Origin of the sequence: Kocuria nitroreducens (genome assembly GCF_042879195.1) — a bacterium.
Lineage (GTDB): Bacteria > Actinomycetota > Actinomycetes > Actinomycetales > Micrococcaceae > Kocuria > Kocuria nitroreducens.
Map to the genome: position 1 here is coordinate 126,645 of NZ_JBHZTC010000006.1, position 19,875 is coordinate 146,519.

Sequence of the window (19,875 nt, forward strand, 5' to 3'; positions counted from 1 at the left end):
CGGCCGTTCGGTGGGACAATGGGGCCGAGCCAGTCGTCCGACCCCCCGCCCGACGAGAGAACTCCATGAGCCGTGTCCTTCCTGCCGACCCTTCCCCCGGGGTCGCGAGCAGCACCGTGCCCCCGGCGGGCACGGCCGCTCCCGCCCACCGCTTCCGCCCCGAGGTCCAGGGTCTGCGCACCGTGGCCGTCCTCCTGGTCGCCGTCTACCACGTGTGGATCGGCGGGGTCTCGGGCGGAGTGGATGTCTTCCTGTTCATCTCGGCGTTCCTCATGACGCTCTCCTTCGTCCGGAGGCTCGAGAGCGGGAAGGGGCCGCAGCTGGGCCGCTACTGGGCCAGGACCTTCTCGCGGCTGCTGCCCCCCGTCGTCGTCACGGTCCTGGGCAGCCTCGTCCTGGTGCGGATGCTGTTCCCGTCCGACCGGTGGTACTCCGCGATCGAGGAGGCGGCGGCCACGGTGCTGTACTCCCAGAACTGGGTGCTGGCCTTCAACGCGGTCGACTACTACGCCGCGGACACCTCCCGGGCCAGCCCGTTCCAGCACTTCTGGTCCCTGTCCGTGCAGGGCCAGGTGTTCCTGCTGTGGCCCCTGCTCCTCGCCCTGTGCGGGCTGATCGCCCGGCGCACCCGGTGGTCCGTCGCCTCGGTGGCCGCCGGCGTGTTCGGCGCCGTCTTCCTGGCCTCCTTCGCGTTCTCGGTGATCTCCACGGGCAACGAGCAGGCCTTCGCCTACTTCGACACCCGCGCCCGGCTGTGGGAGTTCGCCCTCGGGTCGCTGCTGGCCCTGGCCGTGCTGCGCGGCGTCACCCTGCCGGGCACGCTGCGCCTCCTCCTGGGCTGGACCGGGCTCGTGGCCATCGCCGTGTGCGGGCTCGTCCTCGACGTCCAGGGCTCCTTCCCGGGGTGGGCGGCCCTGTGGCCGCTGACGGGAGCGGCCCTGGTGATCCTCGCCGGGCACACCGGCGACCCCCGCGGGGCTGACGCCCTGCTCAGCCGCCGGCCCCTGCTGGTCCTGGGCGAGGCGTCCTACGCCGTCTACCTGGTGCACTGGCCCGTGCTCGTCACCTACCTGGTGGTCACGGACCGCGCCAAGGCCACGCTGCTGCACGGGTTGCTCATCGTCCTGGGGAGCATCGTCCTGGGCGTGCTGGTGCACCGGCTCGTCGAACGACCCCTGCGGCCCCGCACCGGAGCCCGCGCGAGCCTGCAGCAGCTCGGGCTCGTGGTGCTGTGCGTGGCCCTCGTGCTGGTCCCCGCCTCCGGGGCGCGGGTGGTCCTGGACCGGCACGCCCAGGAGGCCGCGGAGGAGGCCGTCCTCGAGAACCCGGGGGCCGCGGTGCTGACCGGGGACCTCGCCTGGGAGCGGGACCCGCAGGTGCCCACGATCCCGAACCCGCTGGTCCGCGAGGGGCAGTGGTCCGAGCTGCCGGAGTCCTGCGACGCCGCGACGGAGGAGTGGTTCGACGGCTACAAGGTGGCCTGCTCGACCCTGCCGGTCGACCCGGACGCCGAGGTCGACGCCATGGTGGTCGGCAACTCCCACGCCGAGCAGTGGTTGCCGGCCTTCCAGCGCGTCGCCGAGGACCGCGGCTGGAACCTGGTCTCCGTCATCCGGGGCGCCTGCCGGTTCCAGCCCGTGGAGACCACCGAGAACACCGAGTGCCGGGAACTGATCGGGCTCACCGACCAGTACATCGAGGACCACGGGATCGACGTCGTGCTCACCACGTCCACCGTCACCGTCGACGAGGGGCCCGGCGAGCAGATCGCCCCCGGCTTCGCGCAGGTCCTGGACGACCTCGGCGAGCGGGGCATCACGGTGGTCGGGATCCGGGACAACCCGCGGTTCCCCTTCAACATGGTCACCTGCATCGACCAGGACGGCCCGGACGCCGAGCGCTGCAACCCGCCGCGGGCGCAGAAGCTCGCCCCGCGCAACCCGGCCGACGCGTTGACGGGGCGGCAGGGGAACTTCGTCAGCGTCGACATGAGCGACTGGATCTGCCCGGACGGCACGTGCCCGTCCCGGATCGGCAACCGCTGGGTCTACATGGACGACAACCACATGCCCCGCGACTACGTGGTCACGATGGTTTCGGCCTTCGCCGAGCAGTTCGACCAGCAGATCGGGCAGCGGGCCCGGCCGCTGCCCGGGGGGTGAGCGGGGCCGGCTCAGCGCCGGAGCCGGGCGCCCACGGCGCGCAGCGCGGGCCGGAGGTCCCGGGCGCTGAGCCCGGTCCAGACCGCGAGGAACACGGCGGTCGCCCCGAGCGTCGGCAGGACCCTGAAGTCGGGGCCCAGCACCTGGAGCGCGACCAGGATCATCGCGTAGCCGACCACGATCCGCAGCAGCACCGTGCCCCACCGCATCCGGTCGAGCCGCCAGACCACGAGCAGCGGCAGCAGCGCGCTCAGGAGCGAGCCCACGAGGTAGCCCACCGCGGAGGCCATGATCCCGAGCTCCGGGCCCAGCAGGAGCATCATGACCACGCCCAGCACCAGGCCGAGGCCGTTGGCGGCGGCGAGCACCTTGACCCCCCAGGGCTCGGTGCCGTTGAGCCGGGCGTTCGCGGCGTTGAAGCTGGTCGCCGAGACCGCCAGGAACAGCACGACCAGCAGTGGCTCGGCGTTCACGAACTCGGGGTCCCCGAAATAGACCAGCCGCAGCACGGGCTCCGCCCATAGGGCTCCCACACCGAAGACCGGCAGGAACACCGTGACCATCGTGCGCAGGATCGTGTCCACCTGGCGGGTCAGTCCCGCGGTGTCCCCGGCGGCGTGCATGCGGGCCACGCTCGGGGACAGTGCGGTGAGCATGGCCCCGGACAGCATGCTGGCGGGGGTCGCGAGGGACACTGCGGCGGCGTAGAGGCCGACCTCGGCCTTCGTGGCGAAGTTGTCGCCGATCACCAGGGACAGCTGCATCAGGCCGCTCGCCGCCAGCAGGTGGGCCGATCCCCAGGCGGTGAAGACCAGGATCTCCCGGCGCACGGCCGGGTCGAGGCGCGCCCCGGTGCGGCGCGGCCAGGAGGGCAGCGCGTAGACCGAGTAGCCGAGGATCAGGGGCAGCAGCAGGACCCAGTGCCAGCCGGCGAGCAGGACCAGCAGCAGCAGCGTGAGGGTGAGGAACGAGCTGATGGTGTCCCACGCCGTCGTCGTCACGAACTGGTTGTTGCCCGTGCGGACGCCGCGCACGAAGTTGTAGGCCGACAGGGAGAGCACGAGCAGCCCCGCCGAGACCGCGAATCCCCAGGAGAGCTCGAGCGCGAACGCGGCGTAGAGCACCGCCGAGACGGACAGGAGCGCCATGCCCGCGGACGCGCTGGTCGCGGTGAAGGAGGCCGTCGCCGCCTGCCCCTCGGGGTCCTGGCGGCCCCGGGCCATCGCGATGAACTTGGCGGCCCCCGTGCCCGAGGCCTGGGGCCACAGCAGGACGAGGAACAGGGCCAGCGAGATCGTCAGGTTGACCTCGGCGAGCGCCTCCTGGCCCAGCAGGTTGCCCACCAGGACGCTGTAGCCGAAACGGGACAGCCCCTGGACGAACACGGCCACCACGGTGAGCGCGAACGCCGACCCCAGGGGGTTGTCGGTGTTCGCGTGGTTGGGCGGGGGAAACAGGATCGAGCGCAACCGGGACATCAGGCGGCCGACCCGGGGGCTGGGCTGGTCATCGGGCCCGAGTCTACCCGCGACCCGGCACCGTCCTGGGACCGCCTCGGCCGTGCCCCGCCGATAGGGTGGCACCATGATCGTCGCCCCCACCCCGTTCAGCACTGTCGTCAGCACCCCGTTCGGCACCGTGGTCAGCGCCGCGTCCGGCACCACGCCCGACGACGTCCCGGGCCGCACCGGCGCAGGGAGGTGCTGAGCGCCGTGCGCGTGCTCGTCGTCAGCACCTGGTACCCGTCCGCGGAGCGGCCCGGGGAGACGCCCTTCGTCCCCCGGCACGTCCGTGCCGCCGCCCGCCACCACGACGTCCGGGTGCTGCACCTGCGGCTGCTGCGCAGCGGGCCGGCCGTCCAGGACGAGTGGGACGGAGTGCCCGTGCTGCGGCTCCCGTTCCACCCCCTGCGCCCGGTCACGCTGCTGCGGGCGTACGCGGCGCTCCGCCGCCACCTGGCCGGCGCGGACGTCCTGCACACCACGCCCTTCTCGGCGGCGCTCGTCTGCCTGCCCCTCGCGGGACGCCGCCCGTGGGTGCACACGGAGCACTGGAACGGCGTGCTCACCCCCGAGCAGAACGGGCCCGTGTGGCGGCGCCTCGCCGGGATCCGCCGGATCCTGCGCGCCCCGGACCGCGTCACCGGCGTGAGCACCATGATGTGCGACGTGCTGCGCCGCTTCGCGCCGGCCGACAGGGTCGAGCGGATCGGCAACGTGGTCGACCATGCCGAGCACGTCACGGCCCCGCCGCAGGGGCGCACCCGCGAGCTCGTCGCGGTCGGCGCCCTGCGCGACATCAAGGACCCCCTCCTGGCGGTCGACACCGTGGCGTGGCTGCGCGACGCCGGCCACGACGTCCGCCTCACCTGGTGCGGCTCCGGCGGCCTCGAGCAGGACGTCCGGGACCGCGCGCGCCGGCTCGGGGTCGGGGAGCGCGTGCGGCTCCTGGGCAACGTCGGCGCGGACGAGGTGCAGCGGTGCCTGGCCGCCGCCGACGTGTTCCTGCTCCCCACCCGCTCCGAGACGTTCTGCGTGGCGGCGGCCGAGGCCCTCGCCGCGGGCCGGCCGGTGGTCATGGGCGCCCTCGGCGGGCAGGGGGACTTCGTGCACCCGGGCAACGGGCGCCTCGTGGCCGAGCGCACCCCAGAGGCCTTCGGCCGCGCCGTGCTCGACGTCGTGGCCGATTCCGGCCTGCTCGGGCCGGAGGCCATGGCGGAGGAGATCCGCTCCGTCTACGGGGCCGAGCGGATCGCCGCGGACCTCGACCGGCTCTACCGCTCCGTGCTCGCCGGGCGGCACGGGCCCCGTCGGCTTTGACCCCGTGCCCGGTCCTCCCTTAAGCTGGCCTGTGTTGCCCACCCGCGCGGTGGACCACCGATGGAGACGTGCCAGAGCGGCCGAATGGACTTCACTGCTAATGAAGGGTCGGGGTTAAACTCGACCGGGGGTTCAAATCCCCCCGTCTCCGCGCTTGTGATGTCCCAGGACGTCGCAGACACCCCGGACCGGTGGTCCGGGGTGTTCCGCGTTCCGGGTCCGCGCCCGGCGCCGCCCGTCATCTGCGGCCTCCCCCGTGATCGTGGCCCGGCGGCTTCCTAGACTGGCAGTCAGCGCGCCGCCGCCGCCCGAGCCCAGGGAGAGCACCATGCCGGACCAGGACCGTCCCGAGACCACGCCAGCCGCACCCGGTGCGTCCCGCCCCGCACCCGCCTGGCGCGCCGGGCTCACGGACCGCTCCGTCCTCGAGCAGGCCGTCGACGCCGTGACGGTGCGCCGGGTCTTCGGCGAGGCCTACGAGGCGAACGGCACCACGGTCGTGCCCGTCGCCCGCGTCAGGGGCTGGGGCGGCGGGGGCGGGGGTTCCGGCGAGGAGAAGGACAGCTCGGGCAGCGGCTCCGGCGTGGGCTACGGCGTGCACGCCGAGCCGGCCGGGGTCTACGTGGTCCGGGGGGACAGCGTCACGTGGCGGCCCGCCGTCGACGCGGGGCGGATCGCCCTCACGCTGGGCCTGGCGCTGTGCGGCGCGGCCACGGTCGTGGGCTGGGCCGCCGTCGCCCGCCGCGCCTGACAGGATGGGCCCATGTCCTTCCTGCTCCGTGTCCTCGTCAACGCGCTCGCCATCTGGGTGGCCGCCTGGATCCTGCCCGGGATGGGCATCGCGGCGGACCCGTCCGTCGTCTCGGCCGTCGGCGGCGAGACCGCGGCCTCGGCGCTGGCCTACCTGTTCGTCGGCCTGGTCTTCGGCGTCGTGAACGCGGTCGTGCGGCCCGTCCTGTCGATCCTGTCCCTGCCGATCACCTGCCTGACGCTGGGACTGTTCGCCATCGTGGTCAACGCGGCGATGCTGTGGCTGACCTCCTGGCTGAGCTCCTTCACGCCGCTGCGGCTCGAGATCGACTCCTTCTTCTGGACGGCGGTGCTGGCCACGCTGATCATCGGGGTGGTCTCCCTCGTGATGGGCTGGATCGTCCCCGACCGCGAGAGGCGCTGACCCGCGCCGGGTCTCAGCCCCGGTGCAGCGCCGTCCAGAGGAACTCGTGGGAGAGCGCGTGCAGGCGGGCAGCCTGCTTGTTGTCGCCCGCGCCGGCGTGCCCGCCGTCGGTGGCCTCGTAGAACCACACGTTCTCGTAGCCCATGCCGAGCATCCGCGCGGCCGCCTTGCGCGCCTGGACGGGGCCCACGCGGTCGTCGCTCGTGGCGGTCCAGAACAGGACGTCCGGGTAGTCCCGCCCCTCCTCCAGCAGGTGGTACGGCGAGAACGTGCGGACGGACTCCCACTGCTCGGGGTCGTCCGGGTCGCCGTACTCCGCGATCCAGGAGTAGCCCGCGGACAGCTTCGTGTAGCGGCGCATGTCCAGCAGGGGCACCCCGCAGGAGACCGCGCCGAACAGCTCGGGGTAGCTGGTGAGCATGTTGCCCACGAGCAGCCCGCCGTTGGAGCCGCCCGAGCACGCGAGGGTCTCCCGGGAGCACACCCCGCGGGCCTGGAGGTCTGCCGCGACGGCCGCGAAGTCCTCGTACGCCCGGTGCCGGTTCCCCTGCAGGGCGGCCCGGTGCCATGCGGGACCGTACTCCCCGCCGCCGCGGATGTTGGCGAGGACGTAGACCCCGGACCGCCCGGCGTCGTTCGTGCGGGTCAGCCAGGACCGCCCGAGGGCCCCGGAGTAGGCGGGGGTCCGGGAGACCTCGAACCCCCCGTAGCCGGAGAGCAGCGTCGGGTTCGCCCCGTCGAGGACCAGGTCGGCGGGGCCCACCTGGAAGTAGGGCACCCGGGTGCCGTCCGCGGAGACGGCGAAGTGCTGCTCGACCGAGAGCCCGGACGCGTCGAAGAACGACGGTGCGGTCCTCGCCACGCGCGGTGGGGCCACCACCTCGCCGCCGGCCGGGACGGTGCCGCGGGACACGGTGGTGGGGGTGAGGAAGCCGGTGGCCACGAGCCAGTAGTCGTTGCCCGCCTCCGGGTCCTCGTCGTCGACGGCGTAGGCGTCCACGCTGGACAGCGCCGGCGCGCCGGGCAGCTCCGACGTGGTCCAGGGGCCCGGCTCGGCGACCTGCACCACCGAGGAGACGTCCCGCAGCAGGTTGAGGATCAGCCGGTCGGCCGTCCAGGACCAGGACTGCAGGGAGGTGCGCGCGTCCGGGACGAACACGGCGGCCACGGAGCGGTCCCCGGCCAGGAACGCCTCGAGCTCGGCCACGAGCAGGGACCCGGCCGGGTGCACGGTCCCGTCCAGCTCGAGCTCCTCCTGCGGGCGCAGCAGCAGCCACTGCCGGTGCAGGTCCACCGTCACCGAGTCGGGGACGTCGACGTGCACGAGTTCCTCCTCCCGCACCAGGTAGGTGCGGAAGGCGAAGAAGTCCACCACGTCCACGGCCACGTCCCGCACGAAGCCCGGGGTGTGGTCGCGCACGAGCACGGCCTCGACGTGGTCCTCGGCCACGTCGAACACCTGCCGGGCCTCGGCGAGGTCCTGGCCGCGGCGGAGCACGCGGATCGTGCGGGGATAGGAGGACGTGGTCATCGAGCCGGGGCCGAAGTCGGTGCCCACGTGCAGGGTGTCGGCGTCCACCCAGGTCACGGTGGACTTCGCCGTGGGGACGTCGAACCCGGCGGGCACGAACCGGCGCTCGTCGAGGTCGAACTCGCGCACCCGCTTCGCGTCCCCGCCGTCGGGGGAGAGGCTGAACAGCGCCCGCCGGTGCCGCCCGCCGGTGTACTGCGGGCGCAGCAGCCGGGCCCCGCCCCAGACCCAGTCGACGTCCTCCTCGGCGGCCAGCGCGTCGACGTCGAGCAGCACCTCCCACTCGGTGTCCTCGGCGAGCCAGGACACCCACGTGGTGCGGCGGAAGACGCCGCGCGGGTGCTCGGCGTCGCGCCAGAAGTTGTAGTAGTGCGGCCCGTGCTTGGAGACCATGGGGATCCGCTCGGTCGAGTCCATGACCGCGAGCACGTCGGCCTCGAGACGGCCCAGCCGCGGGCTCTCGAGCGCCGTCAGGGTGCGGGCGTTCTGCCTGGCGACCCACTCCAGGGGCGCGGCCCCCGTGATCTCCTCCAGCCACAGGTTCTCGTCGTGCGGCTGCTCGGCGGTCGGGCGGGCGTCGGTCTGCGTGGTCTCGGTCATGTCCGCCATCGTAGGCGCACCCCGTGCCCGTGGCCCGGGGTGCGGGTCGATACCCTGAGAGCCATGAGTGCAACGGGCAGGCCGGGTTCCGAACGACGCGTCACGGTGATCGGGGCGGGCCCGCGCGGGTTGTCGGTGGTGGAGCGGCTCGCGGCCCGCGCGGCGGCCTCGGGCACCCGGGTGCGCATCGACGTCGTCGACCCCTTCCCGCCCGGTCCGGGGCACGTGTGGCGGACGAACCAGTCCCCGCTGTACCTCATGAACACGCCCTCGGTGTTCCCCACGGTGATCGCCGACGACGGGGCGCTGCCCGTGGACCCGCTCGGGCCGCTGCGGAACATGAGCTTCGAGCACTGGCGGCTCGCCGCCGTGGCGGGGGCCATCGCCGTGGACCCCGACGACGCCGCGCACCTGACCCGGATGACGCCGCAGTCCTATCCCTCCCGGCGGATGTACGGCGTCTACCTCTCCTGGGTCTTCCGCACGCTGCAGGACGCCCTCCCGGCCACCGCGCAGCTGGCCGTGCACCGGGCCGAGGCCGTGGGCGTGCACGTGCGGCAGCACGCCCGGCACCGCTACGACGTGGAGATCAGCGGCGGGCAGAACCTCCCGGCGGACGCCGTGGTGCTCGCCCTGGGCCACCTCGACGCCGATCTGCGCCCCGACCAGCGGGAGCTCGTGGACGGCGCCGCCGAGTTCGGACTGACCTACTGGCCGCCCGCCGTGCCCGCCGACGCGCACTGGGACGACCTGCCCGCCGGGCGCACCGTGCTGGTGCGCGGCATGGGCCTGAACTTCTGCGACGTCCTGGCCCAGGTCACCGAGGGCCGCGGCGGGATCTACACCCAGGACGGGGAGCGCTACGTGTACCACCCATCCGGGCGGGAGCCCGTGATCGTGGCCGGCTCCCGCCGCGGCGCCCCGTACCGCTCCAAGGCGGTGCTCGAGGGCTACTACGCCGACTCGCTCGTCACCCGGTTCTTCACCCTGGGCGCCGTGCGGGCGCTCGCGGCGCGGGTGGAGGGACCGCTGTCCTTCGGGACCGACCTCTATCCGCTGATCCGCAAGGACGCGCAGTGGAACTACTACACCGTCCTGGCGCGGACCGCCCCGGACGCCTTCGAGACCGATCCGCAGGAGTTTCTGGAGCGGTTCGACGCCGTGCTCGGCACCGGGGAGGACCACCCCGAGGGGCCGTGGACGTCCCGCGCCGAGCGCCTCATCGCGTCCGCGGTGGTGCCGGGGCGGCAGCTCAACGCCCTCCGGCTCGCCCGCCCGTTCGAGGGGCTCAGCTTCGGCTCCCACGACGAGTACGCTGCGGCGCTGGTCCACCACCTGGACCGGGACGTGCACGGTGCGCTGGCCGGTGAGGACGACCCGCTGCAGATGGCCGTGGCATCGCTCAACGCGGCGCGCACCGTGCTCAAGGCCGTGCTCGCGGACATCGGGATCAGCGACGCCTCCTGGACAGACGAGCTGCGGCGCACGTTCGAGCCGTTCGTGGAGGGGCTCGCCTCCGGCCCGCCGGTGCTGCGGAACCAGCAGCTGGCGGCGCTGGCCCGTGCCGGCGTGGTGCGCTTCCTGGGCCCGGACCCGCAGTTCCTCGTGGACGAGGAGGAGGGCCGGTTCGTGGCGAGCTCCCCCTGGGTCAAGGACGAGCCGTTCCGCGCCGAGCACCTCGTGGAGGCCATGTCCCCGCCCAACGACGTCCGCCGCAACATCTCCCCGCTGCTGTCCGCGATGCACCGGGAGGGCCTGGTGCGGGTCCGGGCGATGGAGACCCGGGACGGCGTCGCGACCGTGCCCAGCACCGGCCTCGACGTCAGCCGCCCCCCGTACCGGGCCGTGCGGGTCGACGGTGGTGTGGAGGCCGGCGTCCACGTGCTCGGGATGCAGCTCTCCGCCGTGCAGTGGGGCGTGGCGATCGCCGCCGAGGCCGGTGCCACGGCGGAGCTCGGCGCGCGGACACTGGCGGACGCCGACCGCATCGCCGAGACGGTGCTGGGGCCCGCCCGCTGACCACGACCGGCCCCGGTGCTCCCAGGTGGCCGGGGATCCCGTGGTCACCCCGGGACCGGTGTCCGCGCAGCAGGAGGTCAGCGCTGCAGAAGGTCAGCAGAAGCGGCCCCCCAGGGTCTCCCGGGCGTGGTCGCCGGCGTGCTCCCGGGCGCCCTGGACGGGCTTTCCCGTGACGGAGTGCTCGCCGGAGTTGCCCCGGCCCGGCTTCTGCGGCGCACCGGGTTCCGCACCGGCGAAGGCCAGCCCCACGACCTCCGGATTGTGGTCGGAGGCCCGGTACGGGTCCGCCGCGTACAGGTCGACCACGTTGTTGTTGTGCCGGCTGTACTCCAGGGCGACGGACTCGTGGGCGTTGATCTCCCAGATGTCCGAGCCCGTGACGAGCTCGGCCGCCGCGGGGGAGGCCAGGACGTGGTCCAGCGAGCCGACCATGCCGCCGAAAGCGTAGGAGTACTCGCCCTCGGGAGCCAGGTTCGCGTAGCCGGCGTCGTGCAGGACCCGCATCGGGTCCTCCTGGTCGTAGGAGTTGAAGTCCCCGGTCAGGAGGACGCGGTCCGTGCCCTGCGAGGCCGTCAGCTGCTCGGCGAACGCCACCAGTGCCCGGGCCTGCGCGGTGCGGTCGGCGTTCCAGGCGCCGGCGCCGTCCCCGGCGTCGGCGTTGGGCCCGGAAGCAGGTGCGGAGCCCTTGGACTTGAAGTGGTTGACCACCACGGTGAAGTCGTCGGCCGCGGTCCCCCCGGCGGGGCGGAACGTCTGGGCCAGCGGCTCCCGGGCGTTGTCGAAGTTCTCCTCGTCCTGCAGGATCACGGACTCGCCCACGGTGCCGACCGCGGCGGGCCGGTAGATGAACGCGGTGCGGATGACGTCCTCGTCCTCGAGCGCGGGCCGCTCGGCCGGTGACGGCACGAACGCCCACTCCTCCGTGCCCGCGTCGGCGTTGAGGGCGTCGACCAGGTCGGAGAGGGCCTGGTCCCGGTCCTTGCCGAACTTCGCGGAGTTCTCGATCTCCTCGAGGGAGACGACCTCGGCGCCGACGTCGTTGATCGCGGCCACGATCTTGGCCTGCTGGCGCTCCAGGTCCTCCTGCTCGGCCGCGCCGCGGGCGAGGCAGCCCCCGCGCACGGTGATCGGGTCGCCGGCGCGGTCCGTGTCGTAGGAGCAGCCGAAGAGCTGCTCGCCGGTGGTCGTGAAGTAGTTCAGCACGTTGAACGTGGCGAGCTGGAGGTCGCCGCCCACGTCCTCCGGGGCGGCGGTGCGGGTGTTCTCGGCCAGGAACGGGGCGTCCTCGGGGTTCTCGCCGGTGACGTGCGTCGTGGGCTGGAACCGCCACTCGTCGAAGGAGTAGCCGAGCACCACGGGGGACACGAAGTCGACGGGCGCGCCGATCCGCATCGGGGTCTCCGGGGAGAGGTAGGGCAGCGGCACGGACGCGTTGGCGGAGCTGCCGTAGTTCGTCGTCGCGCCGTCGTCGAGCAGTACCCCGCGGGCGGCGTTGTCGGCGGCCTGGGCGGCGGCCTCCGGCGAGCCGGGGGCGCCGACGGCGGTGGGCTGCAGCAGCGGCGTGGTGCCCGTGGCCAGCCCGATCTCCCCGTAGGTGTTGAGCCCGTAGTTGTCCGTGATCACGAACTCTCCTGCGGGGTCGAGCAGCATGCCCTCGAGGGTCTCGCGCCGGGCGTCGTCGGCGGGCCAGACGGCCGCGGCCGGCTCGACCGCCTCGGTGGGCTCGTGCAGGACCGTCAGCCCGGCGGGACGCACGCTGATCTGGGTCTGCCCGTAGTACTCGGCGACGGTCCCCGTGACCTCCACGTACTGGCCGAGCTGCACGTCCGCCACGGCTGAGGGGGAGTGCACGAAGACGCCGTCCGACGCGTCGTGCTGCTCGAGATCCAGGTCGCCGCCGGTGCCGGGGGTCTGGATGTACCAGCCGCCGAGGCCTCCGGTGGCGTAGACCGCGGTGACGACGCCGCGGGTGCTCACGGTCCGACCGTCCACCGGGGAGACGTCCCCGGTGCCCTGGATCTCCCGGACGGCCAGGGTGACCGGTGGCGCCGTGGGCGTGGGTTCAGGAGTCGGCTCGGGGACCGGCCGGCCGTCGGTGCCACCGGAGTTCTGCGGCGTCACGGTGCCGGTGGCGGTGAAGTCGGTGGAGTTGTCGTCGGCGTCCACGCCGCCGGTGCGGGTCATGGACCTCGGGTCGTCGTTGGAGGCCGGGCCGGTGGCGGGGGCGGTCTCGAACGTGTTGGACGTGCCGTACCCGAGCAGGTCCACGATCCCGTCCGCACCGGCCGCCGACCCCGTGGGCGTGCTCAGGGGCTCGGCACCGTCGGAGAGCATGATCGTGCCCGCGACGCCCGCCGGGTTGAGGCCGCCGGACACCAGGTCCGGCGCGGGCAGCGGGTCCCCGTTGCCGCCGTTGGACCCTCCCTGGACCAGGAAGTAGCCGCCCGGGGCGATGGTCCCGGACAGCTCCACGCGTCCGGTGCCGGCACCGGTGCCGGTCGCGGAGCGGTACTGCAGCGTCCAGCCGGTGAGATCCACGGGGTCGGACGTGGGGTTGTAGAGCTCCACGAACTTGTGCCGGTAGACGGCGTCGGCCGAGCCGCCGTTGGTGTAGGCCTCGTTGATGACCACGGCCGTCCCGTCGGGGGCGGCGTGCACGGGCACGGTCAGCGGTGCGGCGAGCAGGGTCGCCGCCAGCGCCCCGCTCAGGGGCAGGGAGAGCAGTCTCTTCACGGTGGGGGATTCCTTGTCAGGGGGTGGGGAGGAGCGGCGGGGTCAGCCGAGCCGGCCGAAGAACAGCTGGACGAGCTGGGTCAGCCAGGACCGGATCTGCTGCCTCAGGTCGCGGAACAGGTCGGCGGGGGTCTCCGGCTCCTCAGTGGGCTGCTCGGTGGGCTGCTGCGTGGGCTGCTCGGTGGGCTGCTCGGTGGGCTGTTCGGACGGCTCCTCGGTCGGCTGCTGCGTGGGCTGCTCGGTGGGCCGTTCGGACGGCTCCTCGGACGGCTCCGGCTCGGCGGCACAGTCCGCGGCCAGGGCCAGGACGGCCTCCGGCACGCGCACCCGGGTGCCGGTGGGATCGGCGACCAGCCACACGGCGGCGTCGTCGGCCAGGCCGGTCGTGTCGAGGCTGACGGACGCCGCGCCGTCGACGACCGGCACCGTGCTGAGCTCCGTCCCGTCCGGGGCGTCCGCGCGCACGGACAGCGAGGTGTTCTCCGGGGCGCCCAGGGAGGTCATGTCGAGGGAGGAGACGTCGAAGGTCACGGTGCAGCCCTCGGCGGCGGCGCCGGAGAGCTGGACCGAGCGGCGGTCGAACTGCGGGCTGAGCGGTGAGTTCGACCTGATGTAGCTTGCGAGGGCCTCGCGGTCGATCCGGCCGGTGTCGGTGGCGTCCGTGCCCTCGGCGAGCGCGGTGAAGTTGTCGCCACCCGCGGTCAGGAAGGAGACGGAGCCCACCACGTAGTCGGCCCCGGGATCGTAGGGCGCGCCGCCGACCGTGATGGAGGTGATCCGGTCGCCGGCCGGCCGGGACGGATCGGCGGTGTAGGAGACGTTGTCCGACAGCCCGAGCTGCAGGTAGGGCCGGGACGAGCCCGCGGGCTGCCACTGCTGCTCGAGGACCTGCTTGAACTGTGCGCCGGTGAGGGTGACGGTGTTGAGGTTGTTGGCGAAGGGCATCACCTGGTTCACCTCGGCCTCGGTGACCTGGCCGTCGCGGTCGCCGTCGATGGCCTCGGCGGGGTCGTCCGCCCAGATCAGGTCCTCGCGCAGACCGCCGGGGTTGATGAGACCGATCTGCACGTCGTGGGACTCCTGCAGGGTGGCGCGGACGGACTCGGCGACGAGGTTGCCCAGGCTCGACTCCGCGCTGCGGTCGTCGCGGGCCGGCTGCCCGTCCCGGAGCCCGTAGGCGGTGGTGACGTCCCCGGTGATCTCCCCGACCGGGGTGCTGCCCCGCTCGACGGCCACGGCCTCGGCCGCGGCCACGATCTCGGCGACCCGGGCGACGCGGGGGTACTGGGCCACCAGCTCCTCCTCGCTCGCCGTGACGGTGTCGCCGACGTCGAGCACCACGGCGGTGAGGTCGACGTCGTCCGCCTCCGCGTCGTAGCTGAAGGAGACCCGCCCGAGGCTGCCGCCGTAGGAGCCGGCCTGCAGCACGGCCCGCTCGAAGACGCCGTCGCCGTCGAGGTCGACAGCCTCGTCGTAGACGTCGTGGGTGTGGCCGTTGAAGACCACGTCCACGGTCTCCGAGGTGCCGGTCACCAGCCGGTCGGCCAGGACGTCGGAGGCGTCCGCGGCGCCCTCGTGGTACAGGGCCACGACCACGTCGGCCCCTGCCGCCTCGAGCCGCTCGGCCTCGTCGTTGACCGCCTCGACGGGGTCGCCGAAGGTGATGCCCTCGATTCCGGCGGGTGAGACGAGCGTGGCGGTCTGCCGGGTGACGGCGCCGACCACGCCGATGCTCACGCCGTCGACCTCGAAGGTCGCGGAGGCGTCGGTGACGGGCGCGCCGTCGGGGCCGAGGACGTTGGCCGCGAGGTAGGGGAAGTCGGCGCGCTCGGCGATGCGTCCGGTGAGATCGTCGACGCCCCGGTCGAACTCGTGGTTGCCCACGGCGGAGGCGTCCAGCTCGAGGGCGTTGAGCACGTCCAGGGTGGGGTTGTCCTGCTGGACGGCCGAGACGTACTCGGAGGCGCCCACGTTGTCTCCCCCGGACAGCAGCAGCGTGCCGTCCTCGTTCTCGGCGCGCAGCTGCTCGATCGCGCCCGCGAAGCGGAGGGGGTCCGAGGCGAGCCGGCCGTGGTAGTCGTTGAAGTAGAGCAGGTCGACGTCCGTCTCCCCGGCCGCCGTCGTGGTGGGGGGCGCGACCACGGTCTCGTCGGCGTACGCCGCGGGGAGGACCAGGGCGGACGAGGTGACGACGCCGGCGGCCAGGGCCGCGTGCAGGGCAGGACTGTGCTTCTTGGGGGTCATGACGGGGTCCTCCGGGAGCGAGGTGACGGGTCGGTGTCCCCATTTGAGCACGCACACGTGAACGTCGGGCGTCGTGGCGGGCACATTTCGGCGGCATGCCGGAAGCCGGCCGGAGCAGCCTCCGGCAGCACGACGGCCCCCGGGGCGGGGCGCCGGGGGCCGTGGCGGAAGGTAAGGGATTTGAACCCTTGGTACGGGGTCACCGCACACCGGTTTTCAAGACCGGCTCCTTAGGCCGCTCGGACAACCTTCCCCGCGCCCGTCCGGTCCCCGGTGGGGTGGCGGAGCGCGTCGCCCATTCTTCCACGGCGCCTGGAGCGCCGCCAAAGCCCCGGCTAGGGTGAGCGCGTGGACGCACCCGAGAACCCCGACCGCGGGACGACGACGATCGTGTGGTTCCGGGACGATCTGCGCGTCACGGACCACCCCGCCCTCGACGCCGCGTGCCGACGCGGTGCGGTGCTGGCTCTCTACGTCCTGGACCAGGAGTCCGCAGGGGTCCGGCCCCTCGGCGCGGCCGCGAGGTGGTGGCTGGACGGGGCCCTGCGGTCCCTGCGGGAGTCCCTCCGGGAGCTCGGCATCCCTCTCGTGCTGCGCCGCGGCCCCGCGGGGGACGTGCTCCCCGAGGTCCTCGGGCGCACGGGTGCGGGCGGCATCACGTGGAACCGCCGCTACGGCGGGCCCGAGCTCGCCGTGGACGCCGGGGTGAAGCAGTGGTGCGCCGCGCACGGGGTGGAGGCGCACTCGTTCCAGGCCGCGCTGCTGCACGAGCCGTGGACCCTGCGCACCGGCGCCGGCGGCCCGTACAAGGTGTTCACCCCCTTCTGGAAGGCCCTCCGGGCGCTGGAGATCCGGCAGCCGCTGCGCGTTCCCGGTCCGGGCCGGGGCGCCGCCGCGGAGCTCGCGGCGGCCGCCGGCACCGAGGACCAGAACCACTGGGACCTGGTGACGTCCCCGGAGCACGCGGCCGGGCTGGAGGCGGCGTGGACGCCCGGGGAGGCGGCCGCCTGGCAGCGGCTGGACGACTTCCTGGACCGCGTCGAGGACTACGCCGAGGGCCACGACCGGCCCGACCGGGACGGCACCAGCCGGCTCTCCCCGCACCTGCGGTGGGGCGAGATCAGCCCGTTCGCGGTGTGGGACGCGGCCGTCCGGCACCGGTCCGAGCACGGGAGCAGCCCGGGACTGGAGAAGTTCCTGGCCGAGCTGGGCTGGCGGGAGTTCAACTGGCACCTGCTCCACCAGGTGCCGGACCTGCACGTGCGCCACGTCCGCCCGGCCTTCGACGCGTTCCCGTGGCGGGACCCGGCGGAGGCCGCCGGCGACGTCCGGGCCTGGCAGGAGGGACGCACCGGCTTCCCGCTCGTGGACGCGGGCATGCGGCAGCTGCGGGCCACGGGGTGGATGCACAACCGGGTCCGGATGGTCGCCGGCTCCCTGCTCACCAAGAACCTGCTGGTCGACTGGCGGGCCGGGGAGCAGTGGTTCTGGGAGACGCTCGTGGACGCCGAGCCCGCGAGCGGTCCCGGGAACTGGCAGTGGGTCGCCGGCTCCGGCGCGGACGCGAGCCCGTTCTTCCGGATCTTCAACCCGCTGACCCAGGGCCGGAAGTTCGACCCGGAGGCCCGCTACATCCGCCGCTGGATCCCCGAACTGGCCGGCGACGAGGGCGTGGACCCCCACGAGCCCGGCCTGCTCGGCCCCTCGGTGGGCTACCCCGAGCCGGTCGTGGATCTGCCGGCCAGCCGCGGACGGGCCCTCGACGCCTACGCCTCGATCCGCTGAGCGCGGCGCCGGGGCACCCCTGTTCGCCACGGGCCGAGGCCGGGTGACCGGGTCCCCGCCCCGCGACACAATGGGAGCGCACGTCGTCCTCGACCGGAAGGCCCCACCATGCGCGCTGTGCTCGAGACCACCCCCGGCGGACCGGAGGTGCTCTCCGTCGCCGAGGTCCCCGCCCCGGAGCTCACGCCCGACGGCGTGCGGATCCGGGTCCGGGCCGCCGGGATCAACCGGGCGGACGTCATGCAGCGGCGGGGCAAGTACCCGGTCCCGCCCGGGGCGTCGAGCGTCTTCGGCCTCGAGGTCTCGGGCAGGGTGCAGGAGCTCGGCCCCGCGGTGCCCGCCGGCGCCGGGCTCGCGCACGGGGACGAGGTCGTCGCCCTCTTGGACTCCGGGGGCTACGCCGAGGAGGCCGTCGTCCCGGCCGGCCAGGTCCTGCCCGCGCCCGCCGGGGTGGACCTCGTCGCCGCCGCCGGCCTGCCGGAGGTGTGCGCCACGGTGTTCTCCAACGTCTTCATGGCCGCCGACGCCCGCGCGGGCGAGACGATCCTGGTGCACGGCGGCACGGGCGGGATCGGCACCAACGCCATCCAGATGTGCCGGGCGCTGGGAATGCGCGTGCTGACCACGGTCGGCAGCCCGGAGAAGGCGGACGCCGCACGGCACCTCGGCGCCGAGGCGATCGACTACCGGCGGGAGGACTTCGTCGAGCGCGTGCGGGAGCTCACGCACGGGCACGGCGCCGACCTCGTGCTCGACGTCGTGGGCGGCTCCTACCTGGGGCGCAACCTGGACGCGCTGGCCGTCAGCGGGCGCATCGCGGTCATCGCCACCCAGGGCGGGCGGACGGGGGAGCTGGACCTCGGCAAGCTCATGGCCAAGCGGGCCGCCGTGATCGGCACCACGCTTCGCCCGCGGCCCGTGGCGGAGAAGACGCGCATCATGGCCGCCGTGCGGGAGCACGTGTGGCCGCACGTCGAGTCCGGCGCCGTCCGCTCGATCGTCGACCGCACCTTCCCCCTGGACGAGGTCGCACGGGCCCACGAGTACTTCGACTCCGGCACGCACATCGGCAAGGTCCTGCTCGTCCCCTGAGCGCACCGGCCGGCGCGGCCCCGCACCCGGTCCGGACCGTCGCCGTGCCCCTCCTCCGCGCGCGGGAGGCGCGTCGGCGCGCCGTAGGATGGACTGTCTCCACTCGAAAGGACCGCCTGTGGCATTCCTGCGCGACTACCGCGCCGCTCGCCGCGACGAGGCCGAGCTGGGCCTGGGCGTGTGGCGCCGCGCCCACGACCGGTTCCGCCGGGGTCTGGACCGCTTCCACCAGATCCTCGAGGGCCTCCCGGACAAGACGCTCGCGCAGTCCGTGGTGCCCACCGCCAACGCGCTCGCCGACCTGCTGCCCGAGGTGCGGGCCGTGTGCGCCGCGGCGCAGCGCACGGCGCCGAGCAGCAGCCACGACATCCCCGCCTCCCCGGGCGGCTACCTCAACGACGTCCACCGCGAGCTCTCCCGCGCCGGCAACGCGATGGCCCAGGCCGCGGAGGCCCTCACCATGGCCCGGTTCGTGCGCGCCGAGGAGGAGTCCTCGGCCCACCGGCTGGACGCGGTCGTCCGCCGGGCCGAGGCGGTGCGGGAGCACGTGGAGCGCGCGGGGGAGCTGCTGCAGCGCGGCTGATCCGGTTCCCGCCGGAGGCAGGGGTGGACCCGACAGCCTGCTGATGGTTTGATGGGCGGCATGAACGCATCCGGATTCGACTACCGCGCGGCCGACGGCGAGTTCGACGCCCGCTGGTCCCGATCGCCCCTCGGCCGACCCGGCCGCGGGGGCCCGGGCCGCTTCGGGCCGGGCTACGACCTGTCCGGCCGGCGGGGTGGGGCGTACGGGCGCCGTTCCGGCTTCCGGATGCTCCCCTTCCCCGGCTACTCGACCCGGACCCGCCGCGGCACGAACGTCACGGTGGGCGGGTGCTGCCTGCCCCTGCCGATCGGATGCCTCACCACCACGGTCCTCGCGGGCGCGGCGGCCGTCCTCGTGGGACGCGCCGCCCGAGACTGAGCGCTCGGGCCGGCCGGGCGGCGGGTCAGGCGGCCGCCGGCTCCGCCCGGAGGACCTCGACCGGGACGAGCCCGACGTGCTCGACCGGAGCAGGTGAGTCGTGCTCGACCGGGGCGGACGCGCCCTCCTCGGTCTCCAGGAGTGGGCAGAGTCGCCAGCCGACGGCCTCGAGATCCAGGGCGAGACGCATCTGACCGGTCACGGGGCCCTCGTCGCAGTAGCGGCCGAACGACCGGTGGACGTCCTCGAGCGCCCGCCAGCGGATCAGTGCCGCCGCGCCGCCCGCGGCGGTGGACCGGGCGGAGACGGCCCCCACGTTGCGGTCCTGGAAGGCCGCCAGGGCACGAGCCAGGAAACCCGGTGGCAGCCGCACGCCCGGGTCGAGGACCAGGACCAGGTCGTCCGGCTCCATCCGGACGGTGCCCAGGGCCTGGTTCAGCGCCCCGGCCCGGCGGTGACGGTTGTCGACGGTGAGCAGCACCTCGGCGCCGGCGTGCAGGGCGACCTCGACGGTGGCGTCGGTGGAGTCGTCCGACATCACGAGGATGCGCTCCGGCGGGCGGGTCTGACGGTGGAGGGAGGTGACCGCGTGCTCGACGCGAGTCGCCTCGTCGTGGGCGGGAATGATCGCGGCGATCATGACGACTTCTCTCGGCGTGCCCGGCAGGCGCCCCGCCGCTGACGTCCCCCTGCGGCGAGGAGCCCGACCGGCCCCTGAACAGATGCTCTCGGTGACAACGTGAGCCCCCTGA

15 protein-coding genes and 2 tRNA genes are annotated in these 19,875 nt (G+C 73.9%); 11 read left to right on the plus strand and 6 right to left on the minus strand.

Translation table 11 applies throughout. The annotated features are described in order from the left end of the window. The first annotated feature begins 65 nt into the window (after positions 1-65). The gene (locus ACFYE1_RS05725; protein WP_387740879.1) at positions 66-2,162 is read left to right on the plus strand and encodes an acyltransferase family protein; all 2,097 of its coding nucleotides are present in this window, start codon (positions 66-68) and stop codon (positions 2,160-2,162) included. An 11-nt stretch (positions 2,163-2,173) separates the two neighbouring features. Here ACFYE1_RS05725 and ACFYE1_RS05730 read toward each other — a convergent pair whose 3' ends face one another. Continuing rightward, positions 2,174-3,640 carry a lipopolysaccharide biosynthesis protein gene (locus ACFYE1_RS05730; protein ID WP_387740881.1) on the minus strand — a complete coding sequence of 489 codons (1,467 nt, stop codon included), beginning with the start codon at positions 3,638-3,640 and terminating at the stop codon, positions 2,174-2,176. Positions 3,641-3,746: 106 nt separating this feature from the next. Between ACFYE1_RS05730 and ACFYE1_RS05735 the strand changes: the two genes are divergently transcribed. The 5 genes from ACFYE1_RS05735 to ACFYE1_RS05755 all read left to right on the plus strand — a co-directional run bounded on the left by ACFYE1_RS05735 (position 3,747) and on the right by ACFYE1_RS05755 (position 6,155). Beyond that, positions 3,747-3,869, plus strand: coding sequence for a hypothetical protein (locus ACFYE1_RS05735; protein ID WP_387740883.1), 123 nt, complete (start codon positions 3,747-3,749; stop codon positions 3,867-3,869). A gap of 5 nt (positions 3,870-3,874) precedes the next feature. Beyond that, complete coding sequence (locus ACFYE1_RS05740; protein WP_387740885.1) at positions 3,875-4,981, plus strand: glycosyltransferase; 1,107 nt, start codon at positions 3,875-3,877, stop codon at positions 4,979-4,981. Between the two features lie 62 nt (positions 4,982-5,043). After that, positions 5,044-5,132: transfer RNA gene (locus ACFYE1_RS05745), tRNA-Ser, on the plus strand. Between the two features lie 177 nt (positions 5,133-5,309). Continuing rightward, positions 5,310-5,732: a spore germination protein GerW family protein gene (locus ACFYE1_RS05750; protein ID WP_387740887.1), complete on the plus strand. Its 423-nt coding sequence runs from the start codon at positions 5,310-5,312 to the stop codon at positions 5,730-5,732. Between the two features lie 12 nt (positions 5,733-5,744). After that, positions 5,745-6,155, plus strand: coding sequence for a phage holin family protein (locus ACFYE1_RS05755; RefSeq protein WP_387740889.1), 411 nt, complete (start codon positions 5,745-5,747; stop codon positions 6,153-6,155). 13 nt (positions 6,156-6,168) lie between these two features. Here ACFYE1_RS05755 and ACFYE1_RS05760 read toward each other — a convergent pair whose 3' ends face one another. After that, a complete protein-coding gene (locus tag ACFYE1_RS05760; RefSeq protein ID WP_387740891.1) occupies positions 6,169-8,286 on the minus strand; it encodes a prolyl oligopeptidase family serine peptidase in 2,118 nt (705 codons plus the stop codon). A 63-nt stretch (positions 8,287-8,349) separates the two neighbouring features. Between ACFYE1_RS05760 and ACFYE1_RS05765 the strand changes: the two genes are divergently transcribed. Then, a complete protein-coding gene (locus tag ACFYE1_RS05765) occupies positions 8,350-10,305 on the plus strand; it encodes an FAD/NAD(P)-binding protein (RefSeq protein WP_387740893.1) in 1,956 nt (651 codons plus the stop codon). Between the two features lie 93 nt (positions 10,306-10,398). Here the strand turns inward: ACFYE1_RS05765 and ACFYE1_RS05770 are convergent, their stop codons facing one another. The 3 genes from ACFYE1_RS05770 to ACFYE1_RS05780 form a co-directional block, all read right to left on the minus strand. Next, the gene (locus ACFYE1_RS05770) at positions 10,399-13,038 is read right to left on the minus strand and encodes an ExeM/NucH family extracellular endonuclease (protein WP_387740895.1); all 2,640 of its coding nucleotides are present in this window, start codon (positions 13,036-13,038) and stop codon (positions 10,399-10,401) included. 42 nt (positions 13,039-13,080) lie between these two features. Further along, complete coding sequence (locus tag ACFYE1_RS05775; protein ID WP_387740897.1) at positions 13,081-15,282, minus strand: 5'-nucleotidase C-terminal domain-containing protein; 2,202 nt, start codon at positions 15,280-15,282, stop codon at positions 13,081-13,083. A gap of 162 nt (positions 15,283-15,444) precedes the next feature. Beyond that, positions 15,445-15,535: transfer RNA gene (locus tag ACFYE1_RS05780), tRNA-Ser, on the minus strand. Between the two features lie 95 nt (positions 15,536-15,630). Between ACFYE1_RS05780 and ACFYE1_RS05785 the strand changes: the two genes are divergently transcribed. The 4 genes from ACFYE1_RS05785 to ACFYE1_RS05800 all read left to right on the plus strand — a co-directional run bounded on the left by ACFYE1_RS05785 (position 15,631) and on the right by ACFYE1_RS05800 (position 19,123). Then, positions 15,631-17,067 (plus strand): cryptochrome/photolyase family protein, encoded by a 1,437-nt coding sequence (locus ACFYE1_RS05785; protein ID WP_387740899.1) that lies wholly within the window; start codon positions 15,631-15,633, stop codon positions 17,065-17,067. A gap of 108 nt (positions 17,068-17,175) precedes the next feature. Next, positions 17,176-18,159: an NAD(P)H-quinone oxidoreductase gene (locus tag ACFYE1_RS05790; protein ID WP_387740901.1), complete on the plus strand. Its 984-nt coding sequence runs from the start codon at positions 17,176-17,178 to the stop codon at positions 18,157-18,159. Positions 18,160-18,277: 118 nt separating this feature from the next. Next, on the plus strand, positions 18,278-18,742 hold the full coding sequence (locus ACFYE1_RS05795; protein WP_387740903.1) for a hypothetical protein: 465 nt from the start codon (positions 18,278-18,280) through the stop codon (positions 18,740-18,742). 60 nt (positions 18,743-18,802) lie between these two features. Further along, the gene (locus ACFYE1_RS05800; protein WP_387740904.1) at positions 18,803-19,123 is read left to right on the plus strand and encodes a hypothetical protein; all 321 of its coding nucleotides are present in this window, start codon (positions 18,803-18,805) and stop codon (positions 19,121-19,123) included. A gap of 25 nt (positions 19,124-19,148) precedes the next feature. On the opposite strand, the gene ACFYE1_RS05805 is transcribed toward ACFYE1_RS05800, so the two are convergent. After that, the gene (locus ACFYE1_RS05805) at positions 19,149-19,763 is read right to left on the minus strand and encodes a glycosyltransferase family 2 protein (protein ID WP_387740905.1); all 615 of its coding nucleotides are present in this window, start codon (positions 19,761-19,763) and stop codon (positions 19,149-19,151) included. Positions 19,764-19,875 lie beyond the last annotated feature (112 nt).